The sequence below is a fragment of the Streptomyces sp. NPDC047869 genome, from assembly GCF_040704065.1.
Lineage (GTDB): Bacteria > Actinomycetota > Actinomycetes > Streptomycetales > Streptomycetaceae > Streptomyces.
Genome location: NZ_JBEYRK010000011.1, coordinates 124,252 through 150,903 on the forward strand (window position 1 = coordinate 124,252; position 26,652 = coordinate 150,903).

Sequence of the window (26,652 nt, forward strand, 5' to 3'; positions counted from 1 at the left end):
GCCACCATGGACACCGAGAGGAACGTGGCCGCCGCGGCGACGGCGATCATCGGCCAGAAGATCCTGCCAGGGGTTGAAGAGGAGTACGAGTCCTGGCAGGAGAACCTCAACGCCGCGGCCGCCTACTACCCTGGCTTCCTCGGCGCCGAGATCTCCCCGCCGACGGCGCTGCAACCGGACTGGGTCGTCGTGTACCGCTTCGACTCGGTGGCCCACCTGCAGGCCTGGATCAACAGCGCGACCAGGCAGACGTATCTCGACGTCGGCGCCAAGTACTTCGACGGCCCGGCGACCCAGCAGGTGGTCAGCAGCGGCACCCAGACACTGGATCCGCTGGTCACCGTGGTGGTCACCCACCGCGTCCACCCGGACCAGGTCGAGGACTTCCTCGAATGGCAGCACCACATGGTCCAGGAGGAAACCAAGTTCGAGGGGTTTCGCGGGACCGAACTCTTCCGGCCCATCGAGGGCCTCCAGGAGGAGTGGACCACGCTGTACCGCTACGACACCGCCGAACACCTCGACGCCTGGCTGACGTCGCCGCAGCGGCAGGAGATCCTGGCCGGGGCGAGAAGTTCAAGGACTTCAGACTCCACACGATCGACAACTCGTTCGGCAGCTGGTTCGCCTTCGAGGGCAACGGCAAGGAGGCACCACCGCCGCCCTCCGAGACCAGGACCTCCCTCGCCGTCTGGGTCGGCCTGTACCCGACCGTCGTGCTCCTGACGCTCGCGCTGTTCCCGCTCCACCTGCCGCTCTGGATCGGCCTGCTCGTGGGCAACCTGCTGTCGAGCTTCGCCATGAGCTTCCTGACCATGCCCTACTACGTGAACCCCCTGCTCGGCCGCTGGCTGCGGCCCTCACCGGACGAACCCGCGGCAAAGGCCAACCTGCGGGGCCTCGGCATCGTCGCGGTCGCGCTGACCTTCTGGGCCGCCGTCTTCTACTTGGTCACGGTCCGCTTCTGGACGCTGCCGTGACCTGGCGGCCACCCGGCGGCCCAGGGTCGGCTTCGGCTGCGTCCCGAGGCGGAAGGGCTTCGGCGCTCACTTCCTCTCCGTCACGCGCGCGGGTGCCGTCCGCCCGGTGACCGCCTTGTGTGCTGGCGTCTGGGCGACGCCCGCCGTTGACCCGGTTCCCAGCCAGGTGAGGAACGCGAGAACGAACAGGCCCTCGACGATCAGGGAGAGCGGGCCGTACGGCGGCTCCCAGCCGGGCTCGTAATAGCCGTCGGGCAGACCGACGGTGCGCGACAGACCAAATCCGATGATCATGCCGAGGCTGACGGCCACTCCTGTCAGCCATGCGGCCATGGGGCGTTTCCCGACCACGAGCGCGGCCGCCACGAAGAGCATGCCGGCACTGCCGACGGCGAACAGCAGCCCGATATAGAACTTCTCCTCAAGGTGATCCGGGACGAGAAGAACGTGCAGCACGGCGTTGCCGACCGCACAGCACGCTCCCAGCCCTCTCAGAGCGATGTCGGTGGTGGAGACGGAGTTCATGGCGACTCCAGACGGGCACCGGCGGCCGTGAGTCGAAGCACGGCTTCGGCCTCCGCGGACAGCTGGCCGAGGATGCTTGACCTATCGCGCAGACCGGTCCCGAAGCATTCGTACACGCGGGATGGGGAAAGCCGTTCAGCACACGCACAGGGATGGGTACGTGCACTCCGGCCCTAAGCCCTCCGGTCGGGCTCGGACCGGAGTCACTCCCCGGTGAGGGATTGCCTCCGGTGAAATAGGTACGGGACCGGCGCTCGCGGGGATTGCCTCCGCCCTTACTCGATCCGCGCGCCGGCGCCCGCCGTGGTGCGGGCGGACGTCCGGCTACGTGACGGGATCTCCGGCATGGGGTGTGGCCCACTCGACGAGCTGGATGACGATGCCGTTGGGGTCGGTCACTTGGAACAGCCGCTCACCCCAGGGCTCTTCGCGCAGCGGCATGGTGATGGGCACGCCGGCGTTTCGCAGGCGCCGTTCCTGGGCCTCGATGCCGGTGACGGTGAGAGCGAGGATCAGGCCGGTGGCATGGCGGTCGCGCTGTTCGGCCGGCAGTACTTCGATGCCCTGGCGGAGCAACACGATGTCGGCGGCCGCGTCGTCGCGGGACAAGGACGCGAAACCGTCGGCGGCCATCGCCTGCCGGTAACCGAGATGGGTGCACAGGAATTCACGGGAGGCGTCCACGTCGGCAACGGTGAGGGACACGGTGAAGGCGGTGACGTTCAAGCGGGCTCCTTCGAGGCTCTCTGTCGTGGTGTTGCCCGGGCCGGTCAGTCTCCTGCCTCGCGGACCGAACGGCGTTCCTGCTTTCCGCGCGCGGGCCGCGGGGCCCCGCGCAGCCGCTCCTCCAGCACATCCAGCAGACCGGACAGGTCGGGAGCGATGGCGAGGTCGTCGAGTGTGGACGCGGGGAGGAAACCGGAGTCGGCGATGCCGCGCAGGGCGCCGAGGAGCGGCGTCCAGAAGCCTCCGGCGTCGAGGAAACCGACCGGCTTGGTGTGGAAGCCGAGCTGGCGCCACGACCACACCTCGAATATCTCCTCCAGGGTGCCGAGCCCGCCGGGCAGGGCGATGAAGGCGTCGGCATGCTCGGCCATGATCGCCTTGCGCTCGTGCATCGAGTCACACAGGAGGAGCTCCGTCACCTTCTCGTGCGCCCACTCCCGCTCGACCATGCTGCGGGGCATGACGCCGATGACCTCGCCACCCGCCTGCAGCACGCTGTCCGCCAGCACGCCCATCAGCCCGCGCCGGCCACCGCCGTAGACGAGACCGATCCCGCGCCGGGCCAGCTCCGTGCCGACGCCGGCGGCCAGTTCGGCGTGTGCCGGGTCGTGTCCGTCGGACGAGGCGAGGAAGACGGCGAGGCGGCGCATGAAGAACTCCGGGACGGTCGCGGCGGAGCCTCTGGTCTACCACAGGCACACCGGCGCTGACCAAGGGTTTTCCCACGTGGGGACGCCGTCCCCGTTCCTGGGCGCGGGCATCACGGACACCTGGCGCGGCCGTCCGGTCGCCGGCCTCGTCGGCCCTCAGACCCTGTGCTCCCCAGGGCTGCCCTGCCGCCGCCTCCTGACGAACAAACCGCCCGCCGTGGTCACAAGGGCCATTCCCCCTGCCGCCGGCACCCAGTGCTGCCACCGCCAGAGCGGGTGCTGCCACCGCCAGAGCGGTGCGGGTGCCGCCTCGACGGGGATCGCGTCACGGTTGTTGCCGGGCACGGGGTCGTTCGGGCCGTACACGGTGACGGAGCCCTTGGCGCCGGGGATCCGCTTGTCGATGCGGATGTGGAAACCGATGGTGCTGGAGGAACCGGGCTCCGGGACGGGCAGCTCCGACAGGTCGCACAGGAAGAAGTAGTTGTCCTTGTCCTCCGGTGGCCGGCAGGAGTACCTGCGATCGTCGTCGTCCCCTTCCCAGGGAATGGACGTGATCGTGGTCCCGGGTGGCGGCACCACGGCGAAGGAGCCGAGGGCTCCGCCGTCCGTGGAACCGGGGCCCAGGTTCGCCACACCGAGGCGGACCACGACGGTGTCGCCCACCCTGCCCCTGACCGTTCCGGTGACGGGGGCGTAGTCGACCGGTGGGGACGACCGGGACACCCCCACGGAAAGGGCCGTGCCCGGCTGCGGCCACGCCCTCACCGGCCCCGCCGCGGTCATGAGCACGATCAGGGACACGACGACGGCGCTGATCCGTCTCACCACGGCACGCTCAGCCACGAAGACCGACCCTTCCGCGCGTACCTCTGCCTCCCGACTCCGAGAGAGTATGGACGACACCCCTTGCCGCCGCATCCTCCGCGCCCTGCTGCTGTCAGGAGGAGTTCCGTTCGAAGGCACCGCCCGCTTCCCTCGTCAGACCGAGCGTGCTCCTGACGGCTCTCGTCGGCCCGCGGCGTCCGCGACTCGACGGCCCCCGGTTCACCCCGGACGAACACCGCCTGCTCAACTGCCTCGAGACATCCAGGTAACCGAAACCGAGCGCCGGAGCGCCGGAGCGCCGCGTCCCGGAGTCTCCGGATCAGCTTGAACCCGTGGGGAGCGGCTGTTCGGTCCAGATGGACTTGCCGGTCCGGGTGTGGCGGGTGCCCCAGCGCTGACAGAGCGCGGAGATGAGCTGCAGGCCGCGCCCGCCCTCGTCGGTGGCGGAGGCGTGGCGGATGTGCGGTGTCGTCGGGCTGGCGTCGGAGACCTCGCAGGTCAGCGTGCGGCTGCGGAGCATGCGCAGCCGGATGGGGCCGCAGGCGTGCCGGACGACGTTCCCGACCAGCTCGCTGACCAGGAGTTCGGTGGTCATGACGAGGTCCTCATCGGCCAGACCCCAGTCCGTGAGCTGTGCGCGGACCAGTTCACGGGCCTGGCCGGCGGCCATCGGGTCCTCCGGCAACGGCCACTCGCTGACGTTCTCCGGGGTCAGCGGGTGGGTGCGGGCCAGCAGCAAGGCGGCGTCATCGCACAGCGCGCTCTGGGCGGGGAGAAGGGCAGAGGTCAGCGTGGCGCAGAGGGCATCCAGATCGGGCGCGTCCGCGAGCGAGACCGACCTGGTGTGCATGGACTGCGAGAGGAGCTCCGCGAGGTGGCGCATGCCGAAGACGACGTCCCTCTCCTTGCTCTCGACCAGGCCGTCGCTGTAGAGGGCGAGCAGGCTGTCGGCGGGCAGCAGGGTCTCCAGGGCCTCGAACGGGGGAGCGGCCACCCCCAGCGGCGGGTCCGGGGCCACGGGGAGGAAGGTCACGGTGCCATCGGGGTGGGCCACCGCCGGCGGCGGATGACCGGCGCTGGCGTACGACAGACGCCGGGTCACCGGGTCGTAGATGCCGTACAGGCAGGTCGCGAAGGCATCGGTACCCAGGTCGCCGACGATGTCGTTGAGGTGACCGAGGATCTCGTCGGGCGGCAGCTCCAGCTCCGAGAGGGTCCGCACGGCCGTGCGGAGCCCGCCCATCGTGGCGGCCTCGGCCATACCGTGGCCCATGACGTCGCCGATCACCAGCGCCACCCGGGCCGCGGAAAGTGGGATCACGTCATACCAGTCGCCGCCGACGTCGGCCCCCTGTTTGGCAGGCTGGTAGCGCGCCGCCGTCGTCACCTCGGGCAGCTCGGGCAGCGCCTGCGGCAGCAGGCTGCGCTGCAGGGTACGGGCCCGGGTCGTCGCCTCGTCGTAGAGCCCGGCACGTTCCAGTGCCTGCGCGACCAGCCCGCTGAGCGCCGTCAGCAGCGTCTTCTCGTCGTCGTCCAGAGCCCGCGGCCGGCCGAAGGAGATCACCGCCGCGCCGATATCGCGCCCCGACACGGCCAGCGGCAGGAAGGCCCACGTCTCTTTGCCTCCTTCCCGGACCAGCTTCCTGGTCGCCGGGTAGTCCTTCAGCATCTCCTCGGCGGAGGAGATGCACAGTGGAGCGCGGGTGTGCAGGGCGTACCCCACCGGGTTCGTCGTGTCCCCCGCTGTCCACCTGCCGTCCAGCAGGCGGGTGAAGCGCTCGGAATATCCGCGGGAGCCGACCACGGTGAGCCGGTCGCCGACCACGCCGAGCATGATGAGCCCGCTGGCCCCGAGAGGGGTCATCACACCTTCGGCCACTGCCGCCATCACGTCCTGGGCCGTGGCGGCCTCGGCCAGCTCCCGCGTGACCCGCTGCACCAGGGCCGCCCGTTCCGCGGCCGCCCGTTCCGCGTCGGCCCGCTCGACGTCGCGCTGATGCCGCTCGGTGGTGTCGGTGATGTAGAGCGTGACACCTTCCGGCACCGGCACCAGCCGCAGGTGGTACCAGGACGTCCCGTCCGGCCCCGGCACGTCGAACCCGGTCGGTTCGCCCTCGGCCACCGTCGCCCGGCACCGTTCTTCCAGTCCCGGCACGGCATGCAGCGCGGGGATGTCCCAGAGCAACGCTCCGGCCACCTCTCCGGCGGCGCCGAAGAGCCGCTCGGCGGCCTGATTGAGAAAGCCGACGCGCCAGTCGGTGTCCAGCGAGACGAAGCCGTCGCGCATGTGCCGCAGCGCCCGTCCCACCGACGCGGCGGCGGTGTGCGTCTCGCTGCTGTCCCGGAGGGTGCCGATCACTTTCACCGGGGTCCCCGCCTCGTCGGTGACCGTCCGGGCACGAGCCTCGATCCAGAGGTAGGTGCCGTCCTGGCGCCGGATCCGGTACTCGTCCTGGAAGCCGCCGCGGAGCTGGATGCCCATGTCGAAGCCGGTCACCGCCCCCGGCAGGTCGTCCGGGTGGATCAGCGCCGCCCACGCCTCTATGCCACCGACCGCCACCTCGGGATCGATGCCGGGCAGCACCTCCTCGATCGGTCGGTCGGAAGCCAGCCCGCCGGTACGCAGGTCCCACGTGTACGTGACGCAGGGCGCCCCTTCCGCGTCCCATGGAGACTGTTCCGCCGACACGGGCCCGTCCTCCAGGGCCCGCAGCAGGCCGGGGGACGGATTGAGGATGCCGGACGCCCTGAGCCTCGCGGACATCCAGGCAGCCACCTCGTCGAGGAACGCGCATTCCGCCGCGCCGGGCTCGTCGCCCACGGCGAAGAGGACCGAGAGCGCGCCGCGTCGCCGATTGCCGCCCGGAATGGGAACGGCGAGATGGGCGATGCCGGCGGGGACCCGGGAAGGCCACAGGGCGGCGGGGTCCCGGCCCGGCACCGGGTCGGGCGGGGCCAGGTCGGCCTGCCGGATCGTGGTGTTCTCACGGGCGGCCCTGCTGGGCGGCGCCGCGCCCCGTGCCGGGATGATCAGCCAGGGCCGGGTCATCGACTCCGGCAGGCCACTGTTGGCGACGAGGTAGAGGATGCCGCTCATGCCGCCGCCCGGGAGATGCACCATGCCGCCCAGACCGTGCACCTCGGCCACCGCCTGCTGGAGCGCGGTCAGCAGCACCTCGGCATCGCGTCGGTCCTCGTCCACGGCGTCGAGCAGCCCCATCCGGGTGCGATGCCTCTCCAGGGAGCGCACGGCCCGCGTGCGCTGTCCCTGCGCCTGCTGCGGCGGACGGTGCGCGCGGGGCATGGACGAGTCGATGCCGTTCGCATCGCTGCTTCTGGTGTTCACCACGGCCGACTGTCGCCTCCGCTCACCGCTCGGCTACTCGCTGGGCTGTATGCGATTGGTCGTGGACCGCCAGCGATCTACTTCCGTCGAAACAATCCTAATGTGGACGAATTGCGGAGATTCAAGCCTGCCCGCGAGTTTTTCGCAATGGGGTAACCGCAGGTGGCGTCGGGTCGCTCTCCGTCACTGATCGAACCTCCCCGGCCGACGAAGCGCCCCGGCATCGGGAGAACCCGGGGGAGAAGCGTGCACGCCGGTGGTCACGAGTGTGCGGCAGGTGAACGAACCCGCGATCGACGAAGCGCGTGGGCGCCGCGCGGACGGCAGGCCGGTCGTCCCTCCCACCGGTCGGCCGCGCGGCAGCAGTTCACGGACGTGATAAACCAGTTGGGCCAGGCCCGACGGCTGTGAGCGCGAATCCGCCGCCCACCCACCGAGATGAAGAGAGCAGACCCCGCTTTGTTCCAGGACACCCCCATCTACAGCCGCCTCGTCGCCGAGCGCGGCGACGTCCCAGCCGAGGTCCGCGGAGAGGCCGACCGCATACACCACGACCTGGCACGGGCGATACCGCAGGCCGCGGCGCATGCCTTCGGCTCGCACGTTCCTCCCGCCGCCGCGTGGGCCCCGGGACGCGGCCACTCGACCGGCCCGGCGTCGTAACCGGGGCGGGGCACCCCTCGGCGTCGGCCCTCATGTCGCCCCGCGCTGAACTGGGTTGCCCGTGCCAGGGGTTGGCGTGACGGCGGTCGAACGAGGTCCGCGCCGGCACCTCCGTCAGCCGTCAGCCGTTCGCCTCGTCGGCGCTGCACGGCACGGCGGCATCGATGAGCATGCGAGGAGCGGCCCCGGTATCGGCGACACCGGGTGCGAGGTCCCCGCGACGGGTCCCGTGCAGAACTGCGCGAACCACCAGGCCGGCTGGCCCTTCCCGCGGATCGCGGCCGCCGCCGGCCGCACGCGGCCCGACCTCGTGGTGCACGTCGGCGACTACCTCTACCGGGAGGACCCGGCGAGGGAGAACGACAAGGCGGCCAACCCCGGCTGCACCACGACCGCCGACCGGGCCGGCTGTCGTCGTCCGGGAGAACAGCGAGGGCGAGTACGCGGGCCTCGGCGGCCGCAACCTCGGCGGTCGAGGGCCGGGTGGTGAAGTCGCCGCCCAGAGAGCCCTGTTCACGGAGGTGGGCTGCGAACGCATCATGCGTTTCGCCTTCGACCTGGCCCGTACCAGGGCACACAAGAAGGTCTCCTCCGTCACCAAGAGCAACGCCCAGCAGTACGGCATGGTGCTGTGGGACGACGTCTTCAAGCGGGTCGCCGCCGACTACCCGGACGGGCGGACCGAAAGCGTCCTGGTCGACGCCATGTCCGCGAAGTTCGTCCTGAAGCCCGAGGACCTCTCGGTCGTCGTCGCCTCCAACCTCAACGCCGACATCCTCTCCGACCTCGGCAGCGCGCTCGCCGGCAGCTTGGGCCTGGCCGCCAGCGCCAACCTCAATCCCGAGCGCCGCTTCCCCAGCATGTTCGAGCCGGTCCACGGCTCCGCCCCGAACATCGCGGGTCAGGGCCTGGCCAACCCGATCGGCGCGGTCGGCAGCGCGGCCCTGATGCTGGAGCACTTCGGCCTGTCCGACCAGGCGGCCTGCCTCCACAAGGCGATCGAGGCGGCCACGGCCGCGGGCGTCCTCACCCGCGACGTCGGCGGTAGCGCCTCCACCGAGGACGTCACCAAGGCACTCATCGACGCGCTGAACCTCCGAGGGTGCCCGCGGTGACCGAGTCTTCGGTCGCTGTCGCCGCCCCTGGCGGGGAGGTGTCGGTCTGCCGCAGTTCGGCCAGGAGCTGGTTCCGCCCGGCCAGCAGCTCGGTGAGGATACGGCGCGCCGCACGCAGGAGTTCGGCCACATCGCCACCGGCGAGCGCGTAGGTGACGGTGGAGCCCTCCCGCGTGGACACCACGATGCCGGAGCGGCGCAGGATGGCCAACTGCTGGGAGAGGCTGGAGGGCTCGATCTCGATGTCCGCGAGCAAGTCCCTCACGGGGACCGGGCCGTGCTGCAGCAGTTCCAGGACCCTGATGCGCGTGGGGTGCCCGAGCATGCGGAAGAACTCTGCTTTGGCTTGGTAAAGAGGAACCTGCATAGCGTTCTTCCCGCCTGTCCTAGGGGCCTCTCATGGCGCGGCGGTGCCACCGGGGACGCGGCCGCGCCATGAGTCCTGCCTCTTCATCCTTCTCGGTACGGGCGGCTGCCGTTCATGAATTGTCGTCCTCTCCATGTGATGGCTTGAAGAATTCTTCAATTCATGGGCATGCGTCAGCCCGGTTTCGAGCAGGCCCTACACCTCGAGTTGCTCTTCGATCCGCTTGAGCTGATGGCGTGCCATGGCCAGGTTCGAGCGGGCCCCGTCGATCACGAGGTAGAGGAACAGGCCGTTCCCGTCCCGGCCGGTCACCAGCCGGATGAGGTGGTACTGCCCTCCCAGCGTGATCAGGATGTCCTCGATCTGGCTCTGGAGTCCCAGGAGCTCCATGGTGCGCACCTTGGCACGGATCACGTCAGTGTTCCCGGCGGCGGCGACCGTCAGGTCCAGGTCCTTGCCCCCGCCCAGCGTGCCAAGGGCCATGCCGCTGGTGTAGTCGACGACAGCCGCCCCCAGCGCCCCCTCGATCCCGGTCACCATTTCCTTCAACGCCACTTCCACAGTCGCCATCGGCGCCCTCCCCTTGGATATCGGCTGCGGCCGGCTCCGTTTCCAGGCCCGCCCGTGAACGCACCGTATGCGCACCGGCCCGCCGTGGGAGAAGCCTGCTCAAGAACGATCACGATTGATCGACAAGCCCGCTAATGTGCTAATCGGGTGATTGTTCTTGCCGGGTTGCCCGGGCCGGAGCGGCGGCACACCGGTGATGAGCGATCAAGGAGTGGCCGCCGGGGGGCGGTGTGCGAGCCGAGGGTGATCACTCCTTCGTGCACGCGCGCTGCCCCGGCGCCCTCCTTGAGGGCTTCGCACCGCTCGAGCAGGGCGTAGCCCTCGCAGAGCACGGTCTCGTGTCCGCCGTAGGACTCCAGGTTCACGACCGCCGCCTCCAGGTGCCGGATCTCGCGGGCCAGCATCGGCACACCGCCGCCCCCCTGGCCATCCGTGGCGGCCGCTCGCTGGTGGAGCTGGGGCGCCAACTCGGCGCCGCGGTCCATTCCCCTGGGGGGGGCAAGGCGGCCCGCACTTCACGATGCCGGGGGAGTCACCCTGTGTGGCGCCCTCACCAATATGGCCGAATCCGGTCCAGATGAGCGGGGACCCGGCGTGCACCCGCTTGAGCGGCCTGACCCGCGGAGTCCGCAGGCGATCGGCTGATGCGCGGTTCGTGGTGGTCGGCGGAAGCTGGAAGCAGTGAAACCGCCGGACGCGGTAGCGAACATCGGTGCGTATCGGCAGCGTGAGAACCAGGAGCGCCAATGAACAGCCCACTACACGGCCGCACTGCCGTGGTGAGCGGTGCCAGCAAAGGTATCGGACTGGCCATCGTCGAGGCCCTGGCGCGGGCCGGGGCGACGGTCATCGCCGGTTCCCGGACCTCCACGCCCGAGCTGGAGGCACTTGTCGAGGACGGCGCGGTCACCTGGGTCTCCGTCGACCTCAGCGATCCTCAGGACGCGGAGCGGCTCGTCCACGAGGCCGAGGGACGCGTCGACGTCCTGGTCAACAACGTCGGCGCCGCGCCCGCGCGGACCAGCGGCTTCCTGTCGGTGACCGACGCCGACTGGCAGCACATCCTGAATCTGAACCTGCTCAGCGCCGTACGGGTCACCCGAGCGGTCTTGCCGCTCATGCTCCAGGCCGGCCAAGGCTCGATCATCACGGTCGCCTCCGTCAACGCCACCCTGCCCGACCCTCTGGTGATCGACTACAGCGCCGGCAAGGCCGCCGTCGTCGCCTTCTCCAAGGCGCTGTCGAAGGAAGTCGGGCCCAAGGGCATCCGCGTCAACACCGTCAGCCCCGGACCGGTGCAGACCGACCTGTGGCTGGCCCAGGACGGCGTCGCGGCCACAGTCTCCGCAGCCGCCGGCATCACCCCGGCCGACGTGATCGCCCAAGCGGCCGGCTCCACTGCCACCGGCCGCTTCTCCACACCGGCGGAAGTCGCCGACCTCGTTCTGTTTCTCGCCGGTGACCAGGCGCGCAACATCACCGGCAGCGACATGGTCATCGACGGAGGATTCATTCCCACCTGGTAAGAACACGGGTTGCGGTCACTCGCGACCTACGGACCGCGACTTACGGACCGCCCTCCCGCAGATGGCGGCCTCTTCGACAGCGGCCCCCGCGCCGGGGGCCTGCCACCGGGCCAGGACCCCCGCGCTGGGACACGGTCAGGAGTTGACGACGCGCCTGACGTTGTCGACCGAGCCGCAATCCGCCTTCAGCTGACGCTCGCGCTCCTCCAGGAAGGCCACCCCCAGCTCCTCCCGCCGCTCCATCGCCACGTTCTCGCGCGCGCCGTTGAGGATGGTGCGCTCCTCCTCGTCGGCGTGGTGAGTGATGGCCTCCACCAGCCCCTCCAGCTTGGAGTCCCACTCCTCGGAGCCGACCTCCTCCACCTCCAGGAGGTCCAGGAGGGCCTTGTTGCCTTCGTCGTGCTCGTGCTCGCCGTGCTCGAGTTCCTCGTCGTCGATGTTCTTGTACCTCTTCAGGGCCGGATAGACCTTGGCCTCCTCGGCCAGCGCGTGGGCGATCAGCAGCTCCGCGAACTCATGGAGTGCGGCGGCGCGGTCGGCTTCGACGCTTCGCATCAGTCGGAACAGGTCCTCCATGCGCCGGTGGTCCTGAAGGATGAGCTCGACGACGTCCCGTGTCTCGGCCATGGCAGGGCATCACTTTCGTACGAACGACTGGGGCCACTGACGCATACCCTCAGCCTCCGCATTGATGACCCCCGACTCCGCGACCGCCCGCGACTGGCGACAGGACCGGGCCGGTCAGCGCTCACTCGTCCGGCCCCGCGGCTGTCGCAGGCCGTCTCCCGCACGCTCCCTGCGCCGCAGTGCGCGACGCTGCTTTCCTGGCAGGGTGCCCGCCAACTCACCCACAGGGGAGACGTCGTGGCCATCGCTGTCCCTGGTGCCTCGGCACCACCACACCGGGGGACCGGCCGCGTCCCCTTCACCCCGCGACCAGCCCTCAGCGGCCCCCGCGGCACGAGCATGCGTTCCGATCTTGTGTTCCGGGCAGATCGGCCAGACCTGCCAGAGCAACTCCATGATGGTCGACTGCGCCGCCTCCGCGACCACGGCCAGGATCGTCGCCGCATCGTCCGGCTCCGGCGGGTCGCCCTCCTCCACGTCGCACGGGTTCACCGCGTTGCCGTGCCAACGGCCGTCGGGCATCGCCACGTAGACCTGACCCCTGTCGGTTCCGCCGGGCGACATGGGCTGCCAAGGCGGTTCGGCCATCAGTATCAGCGCGTCCTGTCCCGGCAGGGTCGCCGTCAGATCGCGATTGACCACAGCGAGTGCGGCCTCCAGCTTCGGCCACCGGCCGGGCTCGGCCCGCCCCGGCCCCGGGGGATGCTGCCGGTCGTGACCAGGATCGTCGGCCGAGCAGGAGAAGTGGTTCACCGGGACATCGTCCCAGCCGGACCCGGCCATGCCCAGCATCCTGCTTCCGCTGGTCACCCGCGGCACGCCCGCTCGCCGTGCTTGGCGGGTTCTTGACGCGGCCGCAGGACTGGAGAGCGATCACCCGGCAATGAGCAAGTGGTGATACGCATCGCAATCGTCGTCCTGACCCTCGTCGCGGGTGTGCTCGCGTCCCTGGCAGCGGCCTGGATCTCCCCCTGGTGGCTGTTCGCCGCCGTGCCCCTGATCCTGCTGGGCGGGCTGGCCACGTCGGATGTGCTGCAACGCCGGCATTCGGTGTTGCGCAACTATCCCGTCCTCGGCCATGCCCGCTTTCTCATGGAGCGCATTCGCCCGGAGCTGCAGCAGTACTTCATCGAGCGGAACTTCGACGGGCGGCCGTTCGACCGGGACGTGCGCAGCCTCGTCTACGAGCGTGCCAAGGGCACCGACGCGGAGGAGCCGTACGGCACCGAACGGGACGTGTACCAGCCCGGTTACGAGTTCCTGGTTCCGTCGATGGCGCCTTGCCCGGTGCCGAAGTCCCCGCCCCGCGTACGGATCGGCGGGCCGGACTGCGCCCGGCCGTACGACATGGCCCTGCTGAACGTATCGGCGATGAGCTTCGGCTCGCTGTCGGCCAACGCGGTCCTGGCTCTCAACGGCGGTGCCGCGGCGGGCGGGTTCGCCCAGGACACCGGCGAGGGCGGACTGTCCGAGTACCACCTGCGTCCGGGCGGCGACCTCGTGTGGGAGATCGGCACCGGGTACTTCGGCTGTCGAACCCGCGACGGCGACTTCGACGCCGCCGAGTTCGCCGACAAGGCCGCGCACGACCACGTCAGATGTGTGTCCCTGAAACTGTCGCAGGGTGCCAAGCCCGGCATCGGCGGTGTGCTGCCCGGAGCCAAGGTGAATCCCGAGATCGCCCGGGTCCGGGACGTTCCCGAGGGACGAACGGTCATCTCTCCGCCTTACCACCGGGTGTTCTCCACCCCGCGTGAACTCGTGCGCTTCATCGCCCGCATGCGTGAGCTGTCCGGTGGCAAGCCCGCCGGGTTCAAACTGTGCGTGGGCTCGCGCCGGCAGTTCCTGGCCGTCTGCAAGGCCATGCTGGAGGAGGGCACGGCACCCGACTTCATCGTCGTGGACGGCGCCGAGGGCGGGACCGGCGCGGCGCCGCTGGAGTTCGCCGACCATGTGGGCACCCCGCTGACCGAGGGCCTGCTCACGGTGCACAACGCCCTTGTGGGGGCGGGGCTGCGCGACCGGATCAGGATCGGCGCGAGCGGCAAGATCGCCACGGGTACCGACCTCGTCAAGCGCATGGTGCAGGGCGCCGACTACGGCAACGCCGCGCGGGCCATGATGTTCGCCGTCGGCTGCATCCAGGCGCAGAGGTGCCACACCAACACCTGCCCCACCGGCGTCACGACCCAGGACCCGCGCCGGGCCCGTGCCCTCGACGTCCGTGACAAGGCGCCGCGCGTCCAGCGCTTCCAGGAGGCGACCGTGGCCGGCGCACTGCAGATCATGGCGTCCATGGGCGTCACCGACCCCGCGGAGCTGCGCCCGCACATGCTCCGCCGACGCGTCGACCCCCTCACCGAACGCTCCTACGCGGAGCTGTACGAGTGGCTCGGGCCAGGGCAGTTGCTCGCCGAGCCGCCGGCTTCCTGGGCGGCCGACTGGAACGCCGCCGACCCCGATCGTTTCACCGTGTGACCAGGAGGAGACTCACGTGCCCCGTACCGTTGCCCAAGTGATCGTGGACGCGCTGAGCGAACTCGGCGTGCGCCAGGTGTTCGGCGTCGTCGGCGACGCCCTCAACCCGCTGACGGACGCCATCCGCACCACCGACGGCCTGGAGTGGGTGGGGTGCCGGCACGAGGAGGCGGCCGCCTTCGCCGCCAGCGCCCAGTCGCAGCTCACCCAGACCCTCGGCGTGTGCATGGGCACCGTCGGCCCCGGCTCCGTCCACCTCCTCAACGGGCTGTACGACGCGGCCAAGAGCCACGCCCCGGTCCTGGCCATCGCCGGCCAGGTACCGCTCGCCGAACTCGGCAGCGACTACTTCCAGGAGGTCGACAACGACGCCCTCTTCAGCGACGTGGCCGTCTTCCGGGCGACGGTCACCTCGCCCGACCAGCTGCCGCAGATGCTGGAGACCGCGGTGCGCCACGCGCTGGGCCGCAAGGGCGTCGCCGTCCTCACCGTGCCGGGCGACCTGGGCGAGCGGGAGCTGACCGCCGACCGGCCGTCCCGGTTCTCCCTGAACGCTCCGGTGAGCCGGCCGGACGAGTCCGCCGTCCACCGCGCCGCCGAACTCCTCGACCGCTCCGAGCGCGTCACCCTGCTCGTCGGCGAGGGAGCCCGGGCCGCCCGGCAGGACGTTCTCACCCTCGCCGACCGTCTGGCCGCACCCATGGTGCTCACCCTGAAGGCCAAGGCCGGTTTCGAGGGAGACGGCAATCCCTTCCAGGTGGGCCAGACGGGCCTGATCGGCAACCCCGCGGCGGCGGAGGCCCTTCAGGAGGCGGACACCCTCCTGCTGCTCGGCACGGACTTCCCTTACCGGGACTGGTATCCCGAGGGCCGGAACGTGATCCAGGTGGACACCGAGGCGACCCACATCGGACGCCGCGTACCGGTCGACGTCGGGCTGGTGGGGGACACCGGCGCCACCGTACGCGACCTTCTGGACCGTCTCACCGCCGCGCCCGCCGGGTCCGACGGCGCACGCGACCGCTCGCACCTGGAGAAGGCGCGTGAACGCTTCGACCAGTGGCGCACCGGTCAGGCCCGGCTGGCCGACCCCTCGCACGACAAGGGTGTCGTGGGCCGTATCCGCTCCGCGCTGGACAACCGCGCTCACGACATCCGGCCGGAGGCCCTGGCCGCGGCCGTCGACCGGGTGGCGGCGGACGACGCCGTCTTCACCTCGGACACGGGCATGGCCACGGTGTGGCTTTCGCGCTTCGTCGAGATGCGGGGCGAGCGACGCCTCATCGGCTCGTACAACCTGGGCTCGATGGCCAACGCCATGCCTCAGGCACTGGGTGCCCAGTGCCTGGACCGTGAGCGACAGGTCGTCGCCTTCTGCGGCGACGGCGGACTGAGCATGCTCCTCGGCGATCTCATGACCCTGAAGACGTACCGGCTCCCCGTCAAACTCGTCGTCTTCGACAACCGCCGGCTGGGCATGGTGAAACTCGAACAGGAGCAGGCCGGTCTGCCCGAGTTCGGCACGGTGCTCGACAACCCCGACTTCGCCGCCGTCGCCGAGGCCATGGGCATCACCGGCATCCGCGTGACGGATCCCGCCGACGTGGAGAGCGCCGTGCGACGCGCCTTCCGCAGCCCGGGCCCGGTGCTGCTCGACGTCCTCACCAATCCGGACGAGATCGCCGTTCCGGCCAAGCCGACCGTCGAGCAGGGCTGGGGGTTCGCGCTGGCCAAGGTGAAGGAGATCGTGCGCAGCGATGGGGAGCCGGGCGGAAGCTGACCGGAACTTCGTGAGGACGCCGGTCGTCGGCCGGGGTGGGCGCGTGCCGCTGTCGGCCGCTACGCGTGCCTCCCCGGCCGGCGAGCCGTCCTGCGGGAGATCTTCCGAAGCACGGCTCTCAGCCGTGCGCTGCCGGCAGCCGGTCGCCTCTTCGGGCCGCCGGCCCGCCCGTCATCGACCCGCTTCCAGCGCGTAGTCGAACCAGATCCGGTGCGTTCCGTCAGCGTCGACGGCCGGCCCTCCGGCACCGGAGATCCCGGCCAGCTCTCCCGTGCCGCTCGTGGGCACGATGGTGAAGAACTCCGCTGTGCGATCGCTGCGGGACGTCGTCGCCGAGTGCACGAAGTTGAAGGCGCCGGCCCGGCCGCACAGCGAGCCTTCGAACGATTCCATGGCCACATAGGTGCCCACGCCGGTCGTATGGTCGAAGGCGGCGGTGAACAGGGTCGCCGCGCGACCGGTGACCTCGCCTTCGAAACGCTTCTCGATCGTGGCGACACCCACCGGCAGCCCCGGTGGCCACAGCCGGGTCCGGCTTCAGCCCGGTCGGTACGAACGCTTTGACGGTGAACCCATCGCGCCGGTCTTCGCCGCCTGTCGGCGGGGACCGCCGGACCATCGGACTGCTCAACCCCGTGGCCGGCGTCCTGCTCGGCACATCTGTCGGGAGTGGCGGGGGCGGTGCAAGTCATTCGGCGGGGGTGTACGGCCGAAGGGCGGCGTCCATCACGCGCATCAATTCTCCAACCCGGCCACCGCCGTCGGGCGCTGGTGGGAAGCGCCTGAGTACTTCCACGACGACCGGAGTCGCGCGCCGCACCGCTCTCTCGGCGTGGTCGGCGCCGATGCGCGGATCGTGGCCGGCGACGAGTTCCACTGCCCTGGCCGCGTGAGCGCCTGCTCCGAGAATGTGCTTGACCTGGGTGGCCTTGGCCAGCGGATGCAAGTAGGCGGCGCCTGCCGCGGACATCGCTGCCCAGGCCGCCTCGCGCGCAGCCGCGGTGTCCGCACTCTTGGCTGCTCTGAGGGCCGCCCACGCCGTGTCGCGCAGGGACTTCCCTCGCTCACCACCCCGGGCGAAGTCCCACGCGGCACCGACAGCGTCTCGCGGCCGCGAATCGTCCGGCTGATCGGCCTCGAAAACCTCGAGCATCACTTCCGCGCACGCCGCGGCGAACGCGGTGACCTCACGAAGGTCTTGCGTACTCAGCGCGATCTCGCTCTCGTCACCTGCCACCATTCCATTCTCGGCGAGGTGGTCGACGTCCAGGGACCGCCCCGTGCCCGAACCGGAGCAGGTACGCCCTGATCGGCACTCACCTGTACTACGTGGTCGAGCTGGTCGAGACGGCCACCGGCGCCACGGGCGTGAACGTCAAGGCTGCCCGTCTTCGCCTGGCCGAACTCGGGTTCCCGTCTTCGCCCCGGCCTGGAACAAGCAGTTGACCCAGGGACATCCTGGCCACACCGGCTGACCTCGCAACTCCCGTACGCGGCGCGGTGGCCCGCCCGGTGCCGGACGCCTCACACGCCCCCGATGCGCGCCCCACTCGCCCCGGACGGCCACCTTGGACTTCTCCTGCGCCGTCATGGCCGGGTCCTGCGCCGACATCGCCGGGCCGCCCGAGCGCCTACCCTCACCCTCAACTTTAGGGTTAGCTGCGGCGTCACCTGGGACAGCCGAGGGCCTCGTCGACACAGACCGCATCGCTCAGCCGATCACCCTTGCTGAGACACACGAGTCCCGGCCGACCGTGGGACTTCCGCCCCAGGCCCGCTCGCCGACGCTCCCGCCCTGTTCCATGCTGAGGGGGGGGCTGGGCCAGAGCGAGACGAGGTTCACCGGACGCATGGCGAATCGTCGAGGGGAAACCCGGTCGGCATCCTGTGAGAAGCGGGCCGTTACGGAGGAAACCATGTGCCGCCTTTTCGGCCTCAGCAGCGCTCCACTCCGTACGCATGCCACTTTCTGGCTGCTGGACGCCCCCGACAGCCTCAGCCGGCAGAGCGCCGTGACCCCGATGGCACCGGCTTCGGCCGCTTCACCGCCGACGGCACCCCGTGCGTCGACAAGGCCCCCATCGCCGCCTACCGCGACCGCGCCTTCGCCGAGGAGGCCCGCGAGGACGAGTCCGCCACCTTCATCGCCCACGTGCGCTACGCCTCTACCGGCAGCCTCGACATCCGCAACACCCATCCCTTCGAGCAGGACGGGCGGCTCTTCGCGCACAACGGCGTGATCGAGGACCTCGAAGCGCTCGACGACCACCTGGACGAGGACCGGTCGCTGGTCAGCGGCGACACGGACTCCGAGCGCTTCTTCGCCCTGATCACCCGAGAGACCCGGCGGAACGGCGGTGACGTCACCGAGGGCATCCGGCAGGCCGCCCGCTGGATCGCCGCGAACCTGCCCGTCTTCGCCATGAACCTGATCCTCATCACACCCCAGGAGCTGTGGGCGCTGCGCTACCCGGACACCCATGAGCTGTACGTCCTCGAGCGTCCGGCGGGCGGCCAGCACGGCAGCCGGCATCTCGATCACAGCGGCAGCCACGGCCGTATGCGCGTTCACTCGGCGTCCCTCGCCGAGCACCCCGCCGTCGTCGTCGCCAGCGAGCGAATGGACGACCATCCCGACTGGCGCCTTTTGGAGCCCGGCGAACTTCTCCACGTCGGCACCGACCTGCACGTCAACCGCCAGATCCTCCTGCCGGATCCCCCGGCACACCAGCTCACCCTCGACGACCTGCATCCCGGTGCGGCCGCGTCGCAGAAGGCCGCCTAGTACATCACCGCGCCCCGCGGCGGAGCCGGCATGCGTGAGGGGTGACAGGGCATCCGAGGTGAAGTGGGTGGGCTGACCGCGCTTTCGGTGCCGCCCGTCGACGTCAAGAGCCTCTTAGGGGTGAGAAGGTGAAGGGTTTCCGCAGCTTCATCCTGCGCGGCAACGTGGTCGACCTGGCCGTCGGCATCGTCATCGGGGCAGCGTTCACCGCCGTGGTGAACGGCTTCGTCAGCGCCTTCCTGACCCCACTCGTCGGGCTGGCCACCGGCGCCACCGGCAACATGAGCCGCAAGACCTTCACCGTAGGCGCCACCGAGTTCCCCTACGGCGCCTTCGTCAACGCGGCGATCAGCTTCCTCCTCCTCGCCAGCGCCCTGTACTTCCTGGTCGTGCTCCCGATCAACAAGCTCCACGAACGCCTCGCCCCGCACCAAGACGTCCAGGCCCCCAAACGGGACTGCCCCGAATGCCTCAGCCCCGTACCCGCCCAGGCCCGACGCTGCGCCTCCTGCACCGTCTCCCTGCCCGCCGTACCCGCTCAGGCCGGGGAGACAACCCAGCGCGCCGGGTGACCCGACCTCCATGGCCCGGCCTGGGTTGCCGGGCCCGTCGCGGGCACACACCCCACGCCACGCCGGCACGGTCGATCGCACCAGGCCGCCTTGCACAGCTTGCATCCTGCAGTGGCGTGCCGAGGACCTGGAGGCTGCCCGCGCCGGGGGCCACGCTGCTCGCCCCGCCGTGGCCGGACGCCGGTAGCGAGCCCGAAGGCGCGGTGGGACTCTCTCGACCAGCGGTTCGCCGCCGCGGCGCGGTCACCGGCCGCTGACCGCCACCGTCTGGCCCCGTTCAATGGTGCCCTTTCCGTGACGCTGGGGCAGCAGTTCGTCAGCGGATTCCGGCGGAGGCTGCCTTTTCCCGTCCTTGGCAGCACGTGCCGGTGTCGGCGCCCACGATCGGCCGACACGAACGGAAGCGGGACATGGCCCGCCCGGTGTCCGGGATAACCGCCCGATCCGGCGCCGGGCATGAGGCGGGCGAGGAGTTGCCGGGTGTCGGGGTCGCTGGTGTGGACCCCTCGGCCGCCCCGGGACAGCCCGGGGCGGCCGACGAGTTGCCGGACCTCAGAGCGACGTCATGACGTGCTTGATCCGGGTGTAGTCCTCGAAGCCGTATGCGGAGAGGTCTTTGCCATAGCCGGACTTCTTGAACCCGCCGTGCGGCATCTCGGCGACGAGGGCCATGTGGGTGTTGATCCACACACAGCCGAAGTCGAGGTTCTTCGACATCCGCATCGCCCGCGCGTGGTCCTTGGTCCACACCGAGGAGGCCAGCGCGTAGTCGACGCCGTTGGCGTACCGCACGGCCTGGGCCTCGTCCGTGAAGGACTGGACGGTGATGACCGGGCCGAAGACCTCGTTCTGGATGATTTCGTCGTCCTGCCGGAGGCCGGAGACCACGGTCGGGGCGTAGAAGTAGCCCTGCTCGCCGACCCGGTGGCCGCCCGCCTCGATCCTGGCATGCTCGGGGAGGCGCTCGATGAAACCGCTGACCTGGGCGAGCTGGCCCGCGTTGTTCAGCGGTCCGTACAGCACGTCCTCGTCGTCCGGCAACCCGGTCCTGGTGTCGGCCGCCGCTTTGGCGAGGGCGGCGACGAACTCGTCGTGGACCGACTCGTGGACCAGGACGCGGGTAGCGGCCGTGCAGTCCTGCCCGGCGTTGAAGAAGCCGCCGATGACCAGGTCCTCGACCGCCTTCGCCAGATCGGCGTCTTCGAAGATCACTGCCGGGGCCTTGCCTCCGAGCTCCAGGTGGACCCGCTTGACGTCCTTGGCCGCGCTCTGGGCGACCTGGATGCCGGCGCGTACAGAACCGGTGATGGACGCCATCGCGGGGGTCGGGTGCTCCACCATCAGACGGCCGGTCTCACGGTCACCGCAGACCACGTTGAAGATTCCGCGGGGCAGTGCCAGCTCCTCCAGGACACCGCCGATGATCTCGGCGATCAGAACCGTGGAGGCCGGGGTGGTGTCCGAGGGCTTGAGGACCACGGCGTTGCCCGCCGCGAGCGCCGGGGCGAACTTCCACACCGCCATCAGCAGAGGGTAGTTCCATGGCGCGACCTGGGCGCACACACCGACCGGCTCGCGGCGGATGATGGAGGTCATTCCCTCCATGTACTCGCCGGCCGAGCGGCCCTCCAGCATGCGCGCCGCGCCCGCGAAGAAGCGGATCTGGTCGATTGCGGGGGCGAGTTCCTCACTGCGGGTGAGGTGGAGCGGCTTGCCGGTGTCCCGGCTCTCCGCGGCGACCAGTTCGTCGGCCCGTGCCTCCATCACGTCGGCGATCTTCAACAGTGCGCGCTGCCGTACGGACGGTGTGGTGTCGCGCCAGATGGGGAACGCCGAGGCCGCGGCCGCCATCGCAGCGTCTACGTCCGCGGCCCCCGAGAGCGGGGAAGTCGCGTAGACGTCACCAGTGGTGGGGTCCACCACGTCGAGCGTGCGGCTGTCCGAGGCGTCCGCGAACGCACCGTCGATGTAGTTGCGGAAGGTGGTGCTCATGGATCGTGTCCCCTGGTCAGGCGGCGGTACGGGCGGACAGGTGCTCGTGGACGGCGACCCAGCGGCCGTCGTCGGCGCGGGTGAAGACGATGGTCTCCCGTTCGTGGACCGTCTCCTGGCTGGTATGGGTGGCGATCCGGGTTTCGACGTCGTGACTGAAGACGGCAGTGTCGCCGAAGTGCTGGATCAGCTGTGCGGACGAAGTGCAGCCGAGGATCCGGAAGCCGTCCTGTTCCACCCACTGCTGCCACAGCGCCCGGTACTCGGCCGTGGAGCCGAGCCGCTGCGGGGTGGTGTGGAAGACGAAGGTCGCGTCGGGGGCGAAGGCGCCGAAGTAGTCGTCGAGACGGCCCTCGGCGAAGGCGGCGACAAGCGCGTCCGCAGCGGTCCGGACCTCCTGGACAGCAGTGGTGCTCATGTACGGCTCCTGGTCACGGGCGTTCGGCGGTCGGGGGCCGGAACGCCAGGCGTTCGGTTACGGTAGGTGACGGCGAGGCCTCAGTGGGCCACGGCGGGCTCGGTGACGGTCTCCCCGGTGTCGCCGGTGATCGGTGGCACGGGGGCATCCGACGCCCGCACGAATCGGGGTCCGGCCGGTCCGTACACGGCGCGCGGTTCGGGGAACACAGCGAGCAGGGCGAGGTAGAGCACGATCGCGAGGGTGAGGCCGACCAGCAGCGAGATGTCCGTGCCGCCCGCGAGATCGCCGAGCGGGCCGACGAACTGGCCGGGCAGGTTGGTGAAGAGAAGCGCCACGACTGCGGAGACGAGCCAGGTGGACATGCCGCGCCAGTTCCAGCCGTGCGTGAACCAGTAGCGGCCGCCGCGTTGACGGCGGTTGAAGACCTGCAGAGCCTCCGCGTCGTACCAGCCGCGCCGGGTGACATAGCCGAGCGTCATGACGATCATCCACGGTGCGGTGCAGGTGATGATCAGCGTGGCGAAGGTGGAGATGGACTGCGCGAGGTTGAGCGCGAAGCGGCCGGCGAAGATGAACGCGATGGACAGGGCACCGATGAAGAAGGTGGCCTGGACGCGGCTGAAGCGCGTAAAGACGCTGGAGAAGTCGAGCCCCGTGCCGTACAGGGACGTCGTGCCGGTGGAGAGGCCGCCGATCAGGGCGATCAGGCAGAGCGGCAGGAAGTACCAGCCGGGTGAGATCGCGAGCAGTCCGCCCACGTAGTTGGGGGCGGCAGGGTCGACGTACTTCTCGGCCTTCGACGCGATGATCGACGCGGTGGCCAGGCCGAAGAGGAACGGCAGCAGGGTGGCGATCTGGGCCAGGAACGCGGCCCCCATCACCCGGCGGCGCGGCGCCCCGGCCGGGATGTAGCGAGACCAGTCACCGAGGAACGCGCCGAAGGAGACCGGGTTGGAGAGCACGATCAGCGCGGAGCCGATGAATGAAGGCCAGAACAGTGGGTCGGCCGTGGAGGCGAAGGATCCTGCGTAACCGGGGTCGAAGTCGCCCACGAAGGCGAAGGCGCCGAGCACGAAGAGGGCCGACGCCGCCAGCACCGCGATCTTGTTGACCAGCAGCATGAACCGGAATCCGTAGATGCAGACGACCAGGACGAGCCCGGCGAAGATCGCGTACGCGATGCCGTAGGTCACGTCCGACTCCGGGACGTGGACGAGCCGGTGCGCGCCGCCGACGAGCGCGTCCCCCGAGGACCACACCGAGATCGAGAAGAAGGCGATGGCGGTGAGCAGGGAGAGGAACGAGCCGACGACCCGGCCGTGCACGCCCAGGTGCGCGGAGGAGGAGACAGCGTTGTTCGTGCCGTTGGCGGGGCCGAACAGCGCCATCGGGGCCAGTAGGAGCGCACCTGCCACGAGACCGAGGACGGTCGCCGCGAGACCCTGCCAGAAGGAGAGGCCGAAAAGGATCGGGAAGGCGCCCAGCACACAGGTCGCGAAAGTGTTGGCACCGCCGAAGGCGAGCCGGAACAGATCGATCGGGCGGGCTGTCCGGTCCTTGTCCGGGATCCGCTCGACACCATAGGTCTCTATCTCGGTTATCGAGGTCGTCATGGGTGCTCCACCTTCCGGTCATGCAGGGGGGATGGTGCACAGTGTGCGGCCCGCGAATGACCAGCGACAATTGTGTTTGCCCCAGAGCCGTACGCTGTTTTGTGTGGCAAGCAACAAACTCACCGTCGGCGATCTGCTCTCCTTCCCGGCGCTCCAGCTCTCCGTGAAGGCCGGCAGTGCCGGTCTGGACCGGTCCGTCTCCTGGGCGCACGCAAGCGAGCTTGCCGATCCGACGCCCTGGCTCCTGGGGGCCGAGGTGATCATGACGGCGGGGCTGGCGGTCCCCCGTACTGCGGCCGGACAGCGCGCCTACGTGGAGCGGCTGGACGACGCCGGGGTATCCGCTCTCGCTCTCTCCGCGCAGCTGCACATGCCCCCGCTGCACGATGCGTTCTTCCAGGCGGCGGAGGAGCGGGGCTTCCCGGTCCTCGAAGTGCCGCTCGCCGTCCCGTTCATCGCGGTCGCCCAGGAAGTCGCGGCCGCGGCCCAGGAGGACGCCCGGCACCGGCTGGGCGCGCAACTCCAGGTCTTCGGCGCGCTGCGCTGGCTGGTCGCCGAGGATCTCGACACGCCGACACTTCTGCGCCGTCTCGAAGGCCTGTCGGGTTACGACGTCTATCTCTGCACACCGCAGGGCCACCCGCTCCTGCCCGGCGTTCCCGTACCGGATCCCGCTGTCCTGCCCGCTTCCACCGACGCCCCGCCGACGATCCCCGGCGGATTCGTCCTCCCGGTGCCCGCGCCCGGCGGCCCGGCGGGATTTCTGGTCGCATACGAGCGTCAGGGCGCCCAGCCCGCGGGACTCGCCGTCGTCCAGCACATCGCCACGGTGGCGGCGCTGCGGCTGGCGATGATACGCAACGAGCGCGAGACGCTGCGCCGCGAGGGCGCGGAGACACTGGCCGAACTACTGCAGGAGGCGCTCGACCCGGAGGTGGCGCGCCGCCGGCTCGCTCGGCACGCCATCGAGGGCGACACCGTACTCCTCGTGGTGCGCCACACCACCGACGAGGCGCTGCTGTCCTGTCTGCAGGACCAACCCCATCTGCTGCTCACCCGGGGCGAGGACCGCTACGTCCTGGGGCCATCGGAGCTGGCGGTGGCCGTCGGGGAGCTGCCGGCCGGGGCAGCCGGGGTCAGCCGCACCTTCCTGCCGGGTGCCGCGCTGAAGGTCGCCCAGCGCGAGGCGCTCTGGGCGGTCGCCAAGGCCGTGGAGTCGGGTCGCGCCGTCGTCCGATACGGCGACGACTCGACGGGCCGGTGGCTGCCCGATGACCCCGCTGCCCTGACCGCGCTGGTCGAGTACGTGCTTGGCGCGGTCCTGCGCTACGACGAAACCCATGACTCGCAGCTGCTGGTCTCCGCCCGCACCTGGATGGAGCGCGACCGCCGCACCGAGACGGCCGCGGCGGCGCTCCACATACACCCCAACACCCTCGCCTACCGGCTACGCCGTTTCGGTGCTCTCGCCGACCGTGATCTGACATCGACGGGGGCCCTGGCCGAGGTCTGGCTGGCGATTCAGGCAGCGGGGGCGCTTGGCCTGACCGATTGAGCACGTTCGCGGCAGGCCGGGAGGGCAGAGCTGGAAGACTGATGAGGGACGGGAGCAGCGTCGGCGCCGACGACCTGGCGACGGCCGATGGTGCGGGCGCTGTCCGGCCGCGGATCGCCTCTCTGGACGACGCTGGATTGCCGCTCGCACGGGTGAGGCCGCAGGTGTTCCACCATGGCGTGAGAGGGGAGGATGGACGTAAGCGACGAAGGAGGCCCGTCATGAAATCCGGAGCCCCTGATTACGACGCCTGGTACTCGCGCACACCCTCGCAGGCCGAGGGCGAGCGGGACGAGAGGGGCGAGCGCACCGCAACGGAACAGCACCCGGACGTCCCCCGGAGCGAGCCGTCCCAGGCGGAGGGCGAGCGGGGCGACGACGCCTAGCGTCACTGGACAATCCGTCGCCGGGGGCCGGGTGAGGGTGCACTTTTTTCGGCGCTGTCACCGGTTCCCGGCCCGCCTGCCGTCCAGCATTCCGTGCAGGTGCGCGGCGGCGTTCTCGATGTCCGCGTATTTCTGCTGTCCGGCGCGTACCTCGGCGGAGAGCACACCGCAGCGGTGGACACGATCGAAATCGCCGTAGGGGAACTTGTACCGGCCCTTGGTCTCCTCTCCCATCTCGTCGTCGATGCCCAGGTACCACCTGGCGTACTCGGCGAATCCGTGCTCCTCGAGGTAGGCATTCTCGTCCGCTGCCGAAGGCCGGTGCTCGCTCCACTCGTCCCGGTCGTCCAGGACGATCCGGCCCTCTTCGGTCAGTTTCTTTGCGTGGTTGAACGCCCTCGCGTTCAGTTTCACCGTCATGCCGTTCACCGCCCTATCGACTGTCGTGTTCAGATGTCGGCTGCTGCCGCCCGGATGTCCTGCCGCGCCTGCCCCATCAGCTCGTCCAAGTCGCCGACCTCAGGAGAGAGTTCCCGCGCGCGCGGCGCGATCTGCTGCAGCCATGCCGCAGTGGCCAGGGCCAGTTCGACGGCCTCCCGGGTCCGCTCCTCGCCGAGCAGTTTCTCGACCTTGAAAGCAATGCTCGCGAGCGTGTCGTCATCGGTGGCAGGCACCAGGTAGGACTCCAGGCCCGGCGGATACGGTGTCCGCTCCCGGTACTCACGCATCGCGGTCACGACCGCGGGCACCGCGCTGTACCAGTCGAGGAGGCCCATGAAGACGTACAGGCGGGCCACCAGCCGTGGCAGGCCGGGGTGCCGATCCAGCCAGGCCATCAGCTCACGCTGATCACCGAAGTGGTCCATGATCTGCGACATCGCCTCCGCGACCCGGTTGGGCCAGGTCCAGTGGAAGGGCAGCAGCCGCGCCACCTGATGGGCGAGCGCCGCCTCGCCCTCCGCATCCAGCGTGCCGGCGACGAATTCGGCGACCTGCCCGTGGTCCAGTCCGTAGTCGGCCGGCGCCGCCCGGTCCTGTGAGCTCTGCGACGAGTCGTGGCGCAGACGCAACAGCCGTGTGCCGATCTTGCTCAATGTCCGGTTCCGCATTGTTCCTCCCGGCTCGCGATGTGTTCTTCATCGTCCGG

Annotated in this window: 26 protein-coding genes and 2 pseudogenes; 11 read left to right on the forward strand and 17 right to left on the reverse strand. The window is 70.1% G+C overall.

Annotated features, from left to right (window positions below):
- Window positions 1–6 precede the first annotated feature (6 nt).
- Both AB0924_RS16810 and AB0924_RS16815 read left to right on the forward strand, forming a co-directional pair.
- Window positions 7–726, forward strand: coding sequence for an antibiotic biosynthesis monooxygenase (locus AB0924_RS16810; RefSeq protein WP_366911776.1), 720 nt, complete (start codon window positions 7–9; stop codon window positions 724–726).
- Window positions 717–980, forward strand: coding sequence for a hypothetical protein (locus tag AB0924_RS16815; RefSeq protein WP_366911777.1), 264 nt, complete (start codon window positions 717–719; stop codon window positions 978–980). The genes AB0924_RS16810 and AB0924_RS16815 overlap by 10 nt, the downstream gene beginning before the upstream one ends.
- A gap of 66 nt (window positions 981–1,046) precedes the next feature.
- Here the strand turns inward: AB0924_RS16815 and AB0924_RS16820 are convergent, their stop codons facing one another.
- From AB0924_RS16820 to AB0924_RS16840, 5 genes are all read right to left on the reverse strand, one after another.
- Window positions 1,047–1,505 (reverse strand): hypothetical protein, encoded by a 459-nt coding sequence (locus AB0924_RS16820; protein ID WP_358933832.1) that lies wholly within the window; start codon window positions 1,503–1,505, stop codon window positions 1,047–1,049.
- 324 nt (window positions 1,506–1,829) lie between these two features.
- Window positions 1,830–2,231 carry a VOC family protein gene (locus AB0924_RS16825; protein WP_366911778.1) on the reverse strand — a complete coding sequence of 134 codons (402 nt, stop codon included), beginning with the start codon at window positions 2,229–2,231 and terminating at the stop codon, window positions 1,830–1,832.
- A gap of 44 nt (window positions 2,232–2,275) precedes the next feature.
- Window positions 2,276–2,881 carry a TIGR00730 family Rossman fold protein gene (locus tag AB0924_RS16830; protein ID WP_358933836.1) on the reverse strand — a complete coding sequence of 202 codons (606 nt, stop codon included), beginning with the start codon at window positions 2,879–2,881 and terminating at the stop codon, window positions 2,276–2,278.
- 156 nt (window positions 2,882–3,037) lie between these two features.
- Window positions 3,038–3,727 (reverse strand): hypothetical protein, encoded by a 690-nt coding sequence (locus AB0924_RS16835; protein WP_366911779.1) that lies wholly within the window; start codon window positions 3,725–3,727, stop codon window positions 3,038–3,040.
- Between the two features lie 301 nt (window positions 3,728–4,028).
- Window positions 4,029–7,055: a SpoIIE family protein phosphatase gene (locus tag AB0924_RS16840; RefSeq protein ID WP_366911780.1), complete on the reverse strand. Its 3,027-nt coding sequence runs from the start codon at window positions 7,053–7,055 to the stop codon at window positions 4,029–4,031.
- Window positions 7,056–7,514: 459 nt separating this feature from the next.
- On the opposite strand from AB0924_RS16840, the gene AB0924_RS16845 reads away from it, so the two are divergent.
- Together AB0924_RS16845 and AB0924_RS16850 are read left to right on the forward strand one after the other, a co-directional pair.
- A complete protein-coding gene (locus AB0924_RS16845) occupies window positions 7,515–7,718 on the forward strand; it encodes a hypothetical protein (protein WP_359551680.1) in 204 nt (67 codons plus the stop codon).
- 170 nt (window positions 7,719–7,888) lie between these two features.
- Window positions 7,889–8,833, forward strand: coding sequence for an isocitrate/isopropylmalate family dehydrogenase (locus AB0924_RS16850; protein ID WP_366911849.1), 945 nt, complete (start codon window positions 7,889–7,891; stop codon window positions 8,831–8,833).
- Here AB0924_RS16850 and AB0924_RS16855 read toward each other — a convergent pair.
- From AB0924_RS16855 to AB0924_RS16865, 3 genes are all read right to left on the reverse strand, one after another.
- Window positions 8,796–9,200: a metalloregulator ArsR/SmtB family transcription factor gene (locus AB0924_RS16855; RefSeq protein ID WP_366911781.1), complete on the reverse strand. Its 405-nt coding sequence runs from the start codon at window positions 9,198–9,200 to the stop codon at window positions 8,796–8,798. The genes AB0924_RS16850 and AB0924_RS16855 overlap by 38 nt on opposite strands.
- 195 nt (window positions 9,201–9,395) lie before the next feature.
- Entirely contained in the window at window positions 9,396–9,770 is a 375-nt protein-coding gene (locus tag AB0924_RS16860; RefSeq protein ID WP_358933844.1) for a hypothetical protein, read from the reverse strand.
- Between the two features lie 131 nt (window positions 9,771–9,901).
- The gene (locus AB0924_RS16865; protein ID WP_366911782.1) at window positions 9,902–10,180 is read right to left on the reverse strand and encodes a hypothetical protein; all 279 of its coding nucleotides are present in this window, start codon (window positions 10,178–10,180) and stop codon (window positions 9,902–9,904) included.
- A 336-nt stretch (window positions 10,181–10,516) separates the two neighbouring features.
- On the opposite strand from AB0924_RS16865, the gene AB0924_RS16870 reads away from it, so the two are divergent.
- Complete coding sequence (locus AB0924_RS16870; RefSeq protein ID WP_366911783.1) at window positions 10,517–11,296, forward strand: oxidoreductase; 780 nt, start codon at window positions 10,517–10,519, stop codon at window positions 11,294–11,296.
- Window positions 11,297–11,431: 135 nt separating this feature from the next.
- On the opposite strand, the gene AB0924_RS16875 is transcribed toward AB0924_RS16870, so the two are convergent.
- Window positions 11,432–11,923, reverse strand: a complete 492-nt coding sequence (locus AB0924_RS16875) for a hemerythrin domain-containing protein (protein WP_358933850.1) — start codon at window positions 11,921–11,923, stop codon at window positions 11,432–11,434.
- Between the two features lie 114 nt (window positions 11,924–12,037).
- Entirely contained in the window at window positions 12,038–12,715 is a 678-nt protein-coding gene (locus tag AB0924_RS16880; protein WP_366911784.1) for a hypothetical protein, read from the reverse strand.
- Window positions 12,716–12,817: 102 nt separating this feature from the next.
- Between AB0924_RS16880 and AB0924_RS16885 the strand changes: the two genes are divergently transcribed.
- Window positions 12,818–14,401 (forward strand): FMN-binding glutamate synthase family protein, encoded by a 1,584-nt coding sequence (locus AB0924_RS16885; protein WP_366911785.1) that lies wholly within the window; start codon window positions 12,818–12,820, stop codon window positions 14,399–14,401.
- Window positions 14,402–14,417: 16 nt separating this feature from the next.
- On the forward strand, window positions 14,418–16,181 hold the full coding sequence (locus AB0924_RS16890) for a thiamine pyrophosphate-dependent enzyme (protein ID WP_358933856.1): 1,764 nt from the start codon (window positions 14,418–14,420) through the stop codon (window positions 16,179–16,181).
- A gap of 171 nt (window positions 16,182–16,352) precedes the next feature.
- On the opposite strand, the pseudogene AB0924_RS16895 reads toward AB0924_RS16890, so the two are convergent.
- A pseudogene (locus tag AB0924_RS16895) lies at window positions 16,353–16,800 on the reverse strand (DUF3224 domain-containing protein).
- Between the two features lie 69 nt (window positions 16,801–16,869).
- Entirely contained in the window at window positions 16,870–17,421 is a 552-nt protein-coding gene (locus AB0924_RS16900; protein ID WP_366911786.1) for a putative immunity protein, read from the reverse strand.
- Window positions 17,422–18,097: 676 nt separating this feature from the next.
- Here AB0924_RS16900 and AB0924_RS16905 point away from each other — a divergent pair.
- Both AB0924_RS16905 and mscL read left to right on the forward strand, forming a co-directional pair.
- Window positions 18,098–18,966: pseudogene (locus AB0924_RS16905) on the forward strand (class II glutamine amidotransferase).
- A gap of 128 nt (window positions 18,967–19,094) precedes the next feature.
- Window positions 19,095–19,538 carry a large conductance mechanosensitive channel protein MscL gene (gene mscL / locus AB0924_RS16910; protein ID WP_358933863.1) on the forward strand — a complete coding sequence of 148 codons (444 nt, stop codon included), beginning with the start codon at window positions 19,095–19,097 and terminating at the stop codon, window positions 19,536–19,538.
- Between the two features lie 552 nt (window positions 19,539–20,090).
- On the opposite strand, the gene AB0924_RS16915 is transcribed toward mscL, so the two are convergent.
- From AB0924_RS16915 to AB0924_RS16925, 3 genes are all read right to left on the reverse strand, one after another.
- Window positions 20,091–21,530 (reverse strand): gamma-aminobutyraldehyde dehydrogenase, encoded by a 1,440-nt coding sequence (locus tag AB0924_RS16915; RefSeq protein WP_358933865.1) that lies wholly within the window; start codon window positions 21,528–21,530, stop codon window positions 20,091–20,093.
- A gap of 16 nt (window positions 21,531–21,546) precedes the next feature.
- Window positions 21,547–21,948 (reverse strand): nuclear transport factor 2 family protein, encoded by a 402-nt coding sequence (locus AB0924_RS16920; RefSeq protein WP_366911787.1) that lies wholly within the window; start codon window positions 21,946–21,948, stop codon window positions 21,547–21,549.
- An 80-nt stretch (window positions 21,949–22,028) separates the two neighbouring features.
- Complete coding sequence (locus AB0924_RS16925) at window positions 22,029–23,564, reverse strand: cytosine permease (protein ID WP_366911788.1); 1,536 nt, start codon at window positions 23,562–23,564, stop codon at window positions 22,029–22,031.
- Window positions 23,565–23,667: 103 nt separating this feature from the next.
- Between AB0924_RS16925 and AB0924_RS16930 the strand changes: the two genes are divergently transcribed.
- Together AB0924_RS16930 and AB0924_RS16935 are read left to right on the forward strand one after the other, a co-directional pair.
- On the forward strand, window positions 23,668–25,119 hold the full coding sequence (locus tag AB0924_RS16930; protein WP_366911789.1) for a PucR family transcriptional regulator ligand-binding domain-containing protein: 1,452 nt from the start codon (window positions 23,668–23,670) through the stop codon (window positions 25,117–25,119).
- Between the two features lie 221 nt (window positions 25,120–25,340).
- Entirely contained in the window at window positions 25,341–25,505 is a 165-nt protein-coding gene (locus AB0924_RS16935; RefSeq protein WP_358933873.1) for a hypothetical protein, read from the forward strand.
- 57 nt (window positions 25,506–25,562) lie between these two features.
- Here the strand turns inward: AB0924_RS16935 and AB0924_RS16940 are convergent, their stop codons facing one another.
- Entirely contained in the window at window positions 25,563–25,925 is a 363-nt protein-coding gene (locus tag AB0924_RS16940; protein WP_366911790.1) for a hypothetical protein, read from the reverse strand.
- 29 nt (window positions 25,926–25,954) lie between these two features.
- Entirely contained in the window at window positions 25,955–26,599 is a 645-nt protein-coding gene (locus AB0924_RS16945) for a hypothetical protein (protein ID WP_366911791.1), read from the reverse strand.
- Between the last annotated feature and the right edge of the window lie 53 nt (window positions 26,600–26,652).

Excerpts from the sequence above, each read along its gene's own strand:
- AB0924_RS16870 (WP_366911783.1), top strand. The coding sequence starts at position 10,517 with ATGAACAGCCCACTACACGGCCGCACTGCCGTGGTGAGCGGTGCCAGC.
- AB0924_RS16880 (WP_366911784.1), bottom strand. The coding sequence starts at position 12,715 with ATGCTGGGCATGGCCGGGTCCGGCTGGGACGATGTCCCGGTGAACCAC.
- AB0924_RS16920 (WP_366911787.1), bottom strand. The coding sequence starts at position 21,948 with ATGAGCACCACTGCTGTCCAGGAGGTCCGGACCGCTGCGGACGCGCTT.
- AB0924_RS16915 (WP_358933865.1), bottom strand. The coding sequence starts at position 21,530 with ATGAGCACCACCTTCCGCAACTACATCGACGGTGCGTTCGCGGACGCC.
- AB0924_RS16855 (WP_366911781.1), bottom strand. The coding sequence starts at position 9,200 with ATGCAGGTTCCTCTTTACCAAGCCAAAGCAGAGTTCTTCCGCATGCTC.
- AB0924_RS16900 (WP_366911786.1), bottom strand. The coding sequence starts at position 17,421 with ATGGTGGCAGGTGACGAGAGCGAGATCGCGCTGAGTACGCAAGACCTT.
- AB0924_RS16830 (WP_358933836.1), bottom strand. The coding sequence starts at position 2,881 with ATGCGCCGCCTCGCCGTCTTCCTCGCCTCGTCCGACGGACACGACCCG.
- AB0924_RS16940 (WP_366911790.1), bottom strand. The coding sequence starts at position 25,925 with ATGACGGTGAAACTGAACGCGAGGGCGTTCAACCACGCAAAGAAACTG.
- AB0924_RS16810 (WP_366911776.1), top strand. The coding sequence starts at position 7 with ATGGACACCGAGAGGAACGTGGCCGCCGCGGCGACGGCGATCATCGGC.
- AB0924_RS16860 (WP_358933844.1), bottom strand. The coding sequence starts at position 9,770 with ATGGCGACTGTGGAAGTGGCGTTGAAGGAAATGGTGACCGGGATCGAG.
- AB0924_RS16925 (WP_366911788.1), bottom strand. The coding sequence starts at position 23,564 with ATGACGACCTCGATAACCGAGATAGAGACCTATGGTGTCGAGCGGATC.
- AB0924_RS16850 (WP_366911849.1), top strand. The coding sequence starts at position 7,889 with ATGCGAGGAGCGGCCCCGGTATCGGCGACACCGGGTGCGAGGTCCCCG.
- AB0924_RS16875 (WP_358933850.1), bottom strand. The coding sequence starts at position 11,923 with ATGGCCGAGACACGGGACGTCGTCGAGCTCATCCTTCAGGACCACCGG.
- AB0924_RS16935 (WP_358933873.1), top strand. The coding sequence starts at position 25,341 with ATGAAATCCGGAGCCCCTGATTACGACGCCTGGTACTCGCGCACACCC.
- AB0924_RS16820 (WP_358933832.1), bottom strand. The coding sequence starts at position 1,505 with ATGAACTCCGTCTCCACCACCGACATCGCTCTGAGAGGGCTGGGAGCG.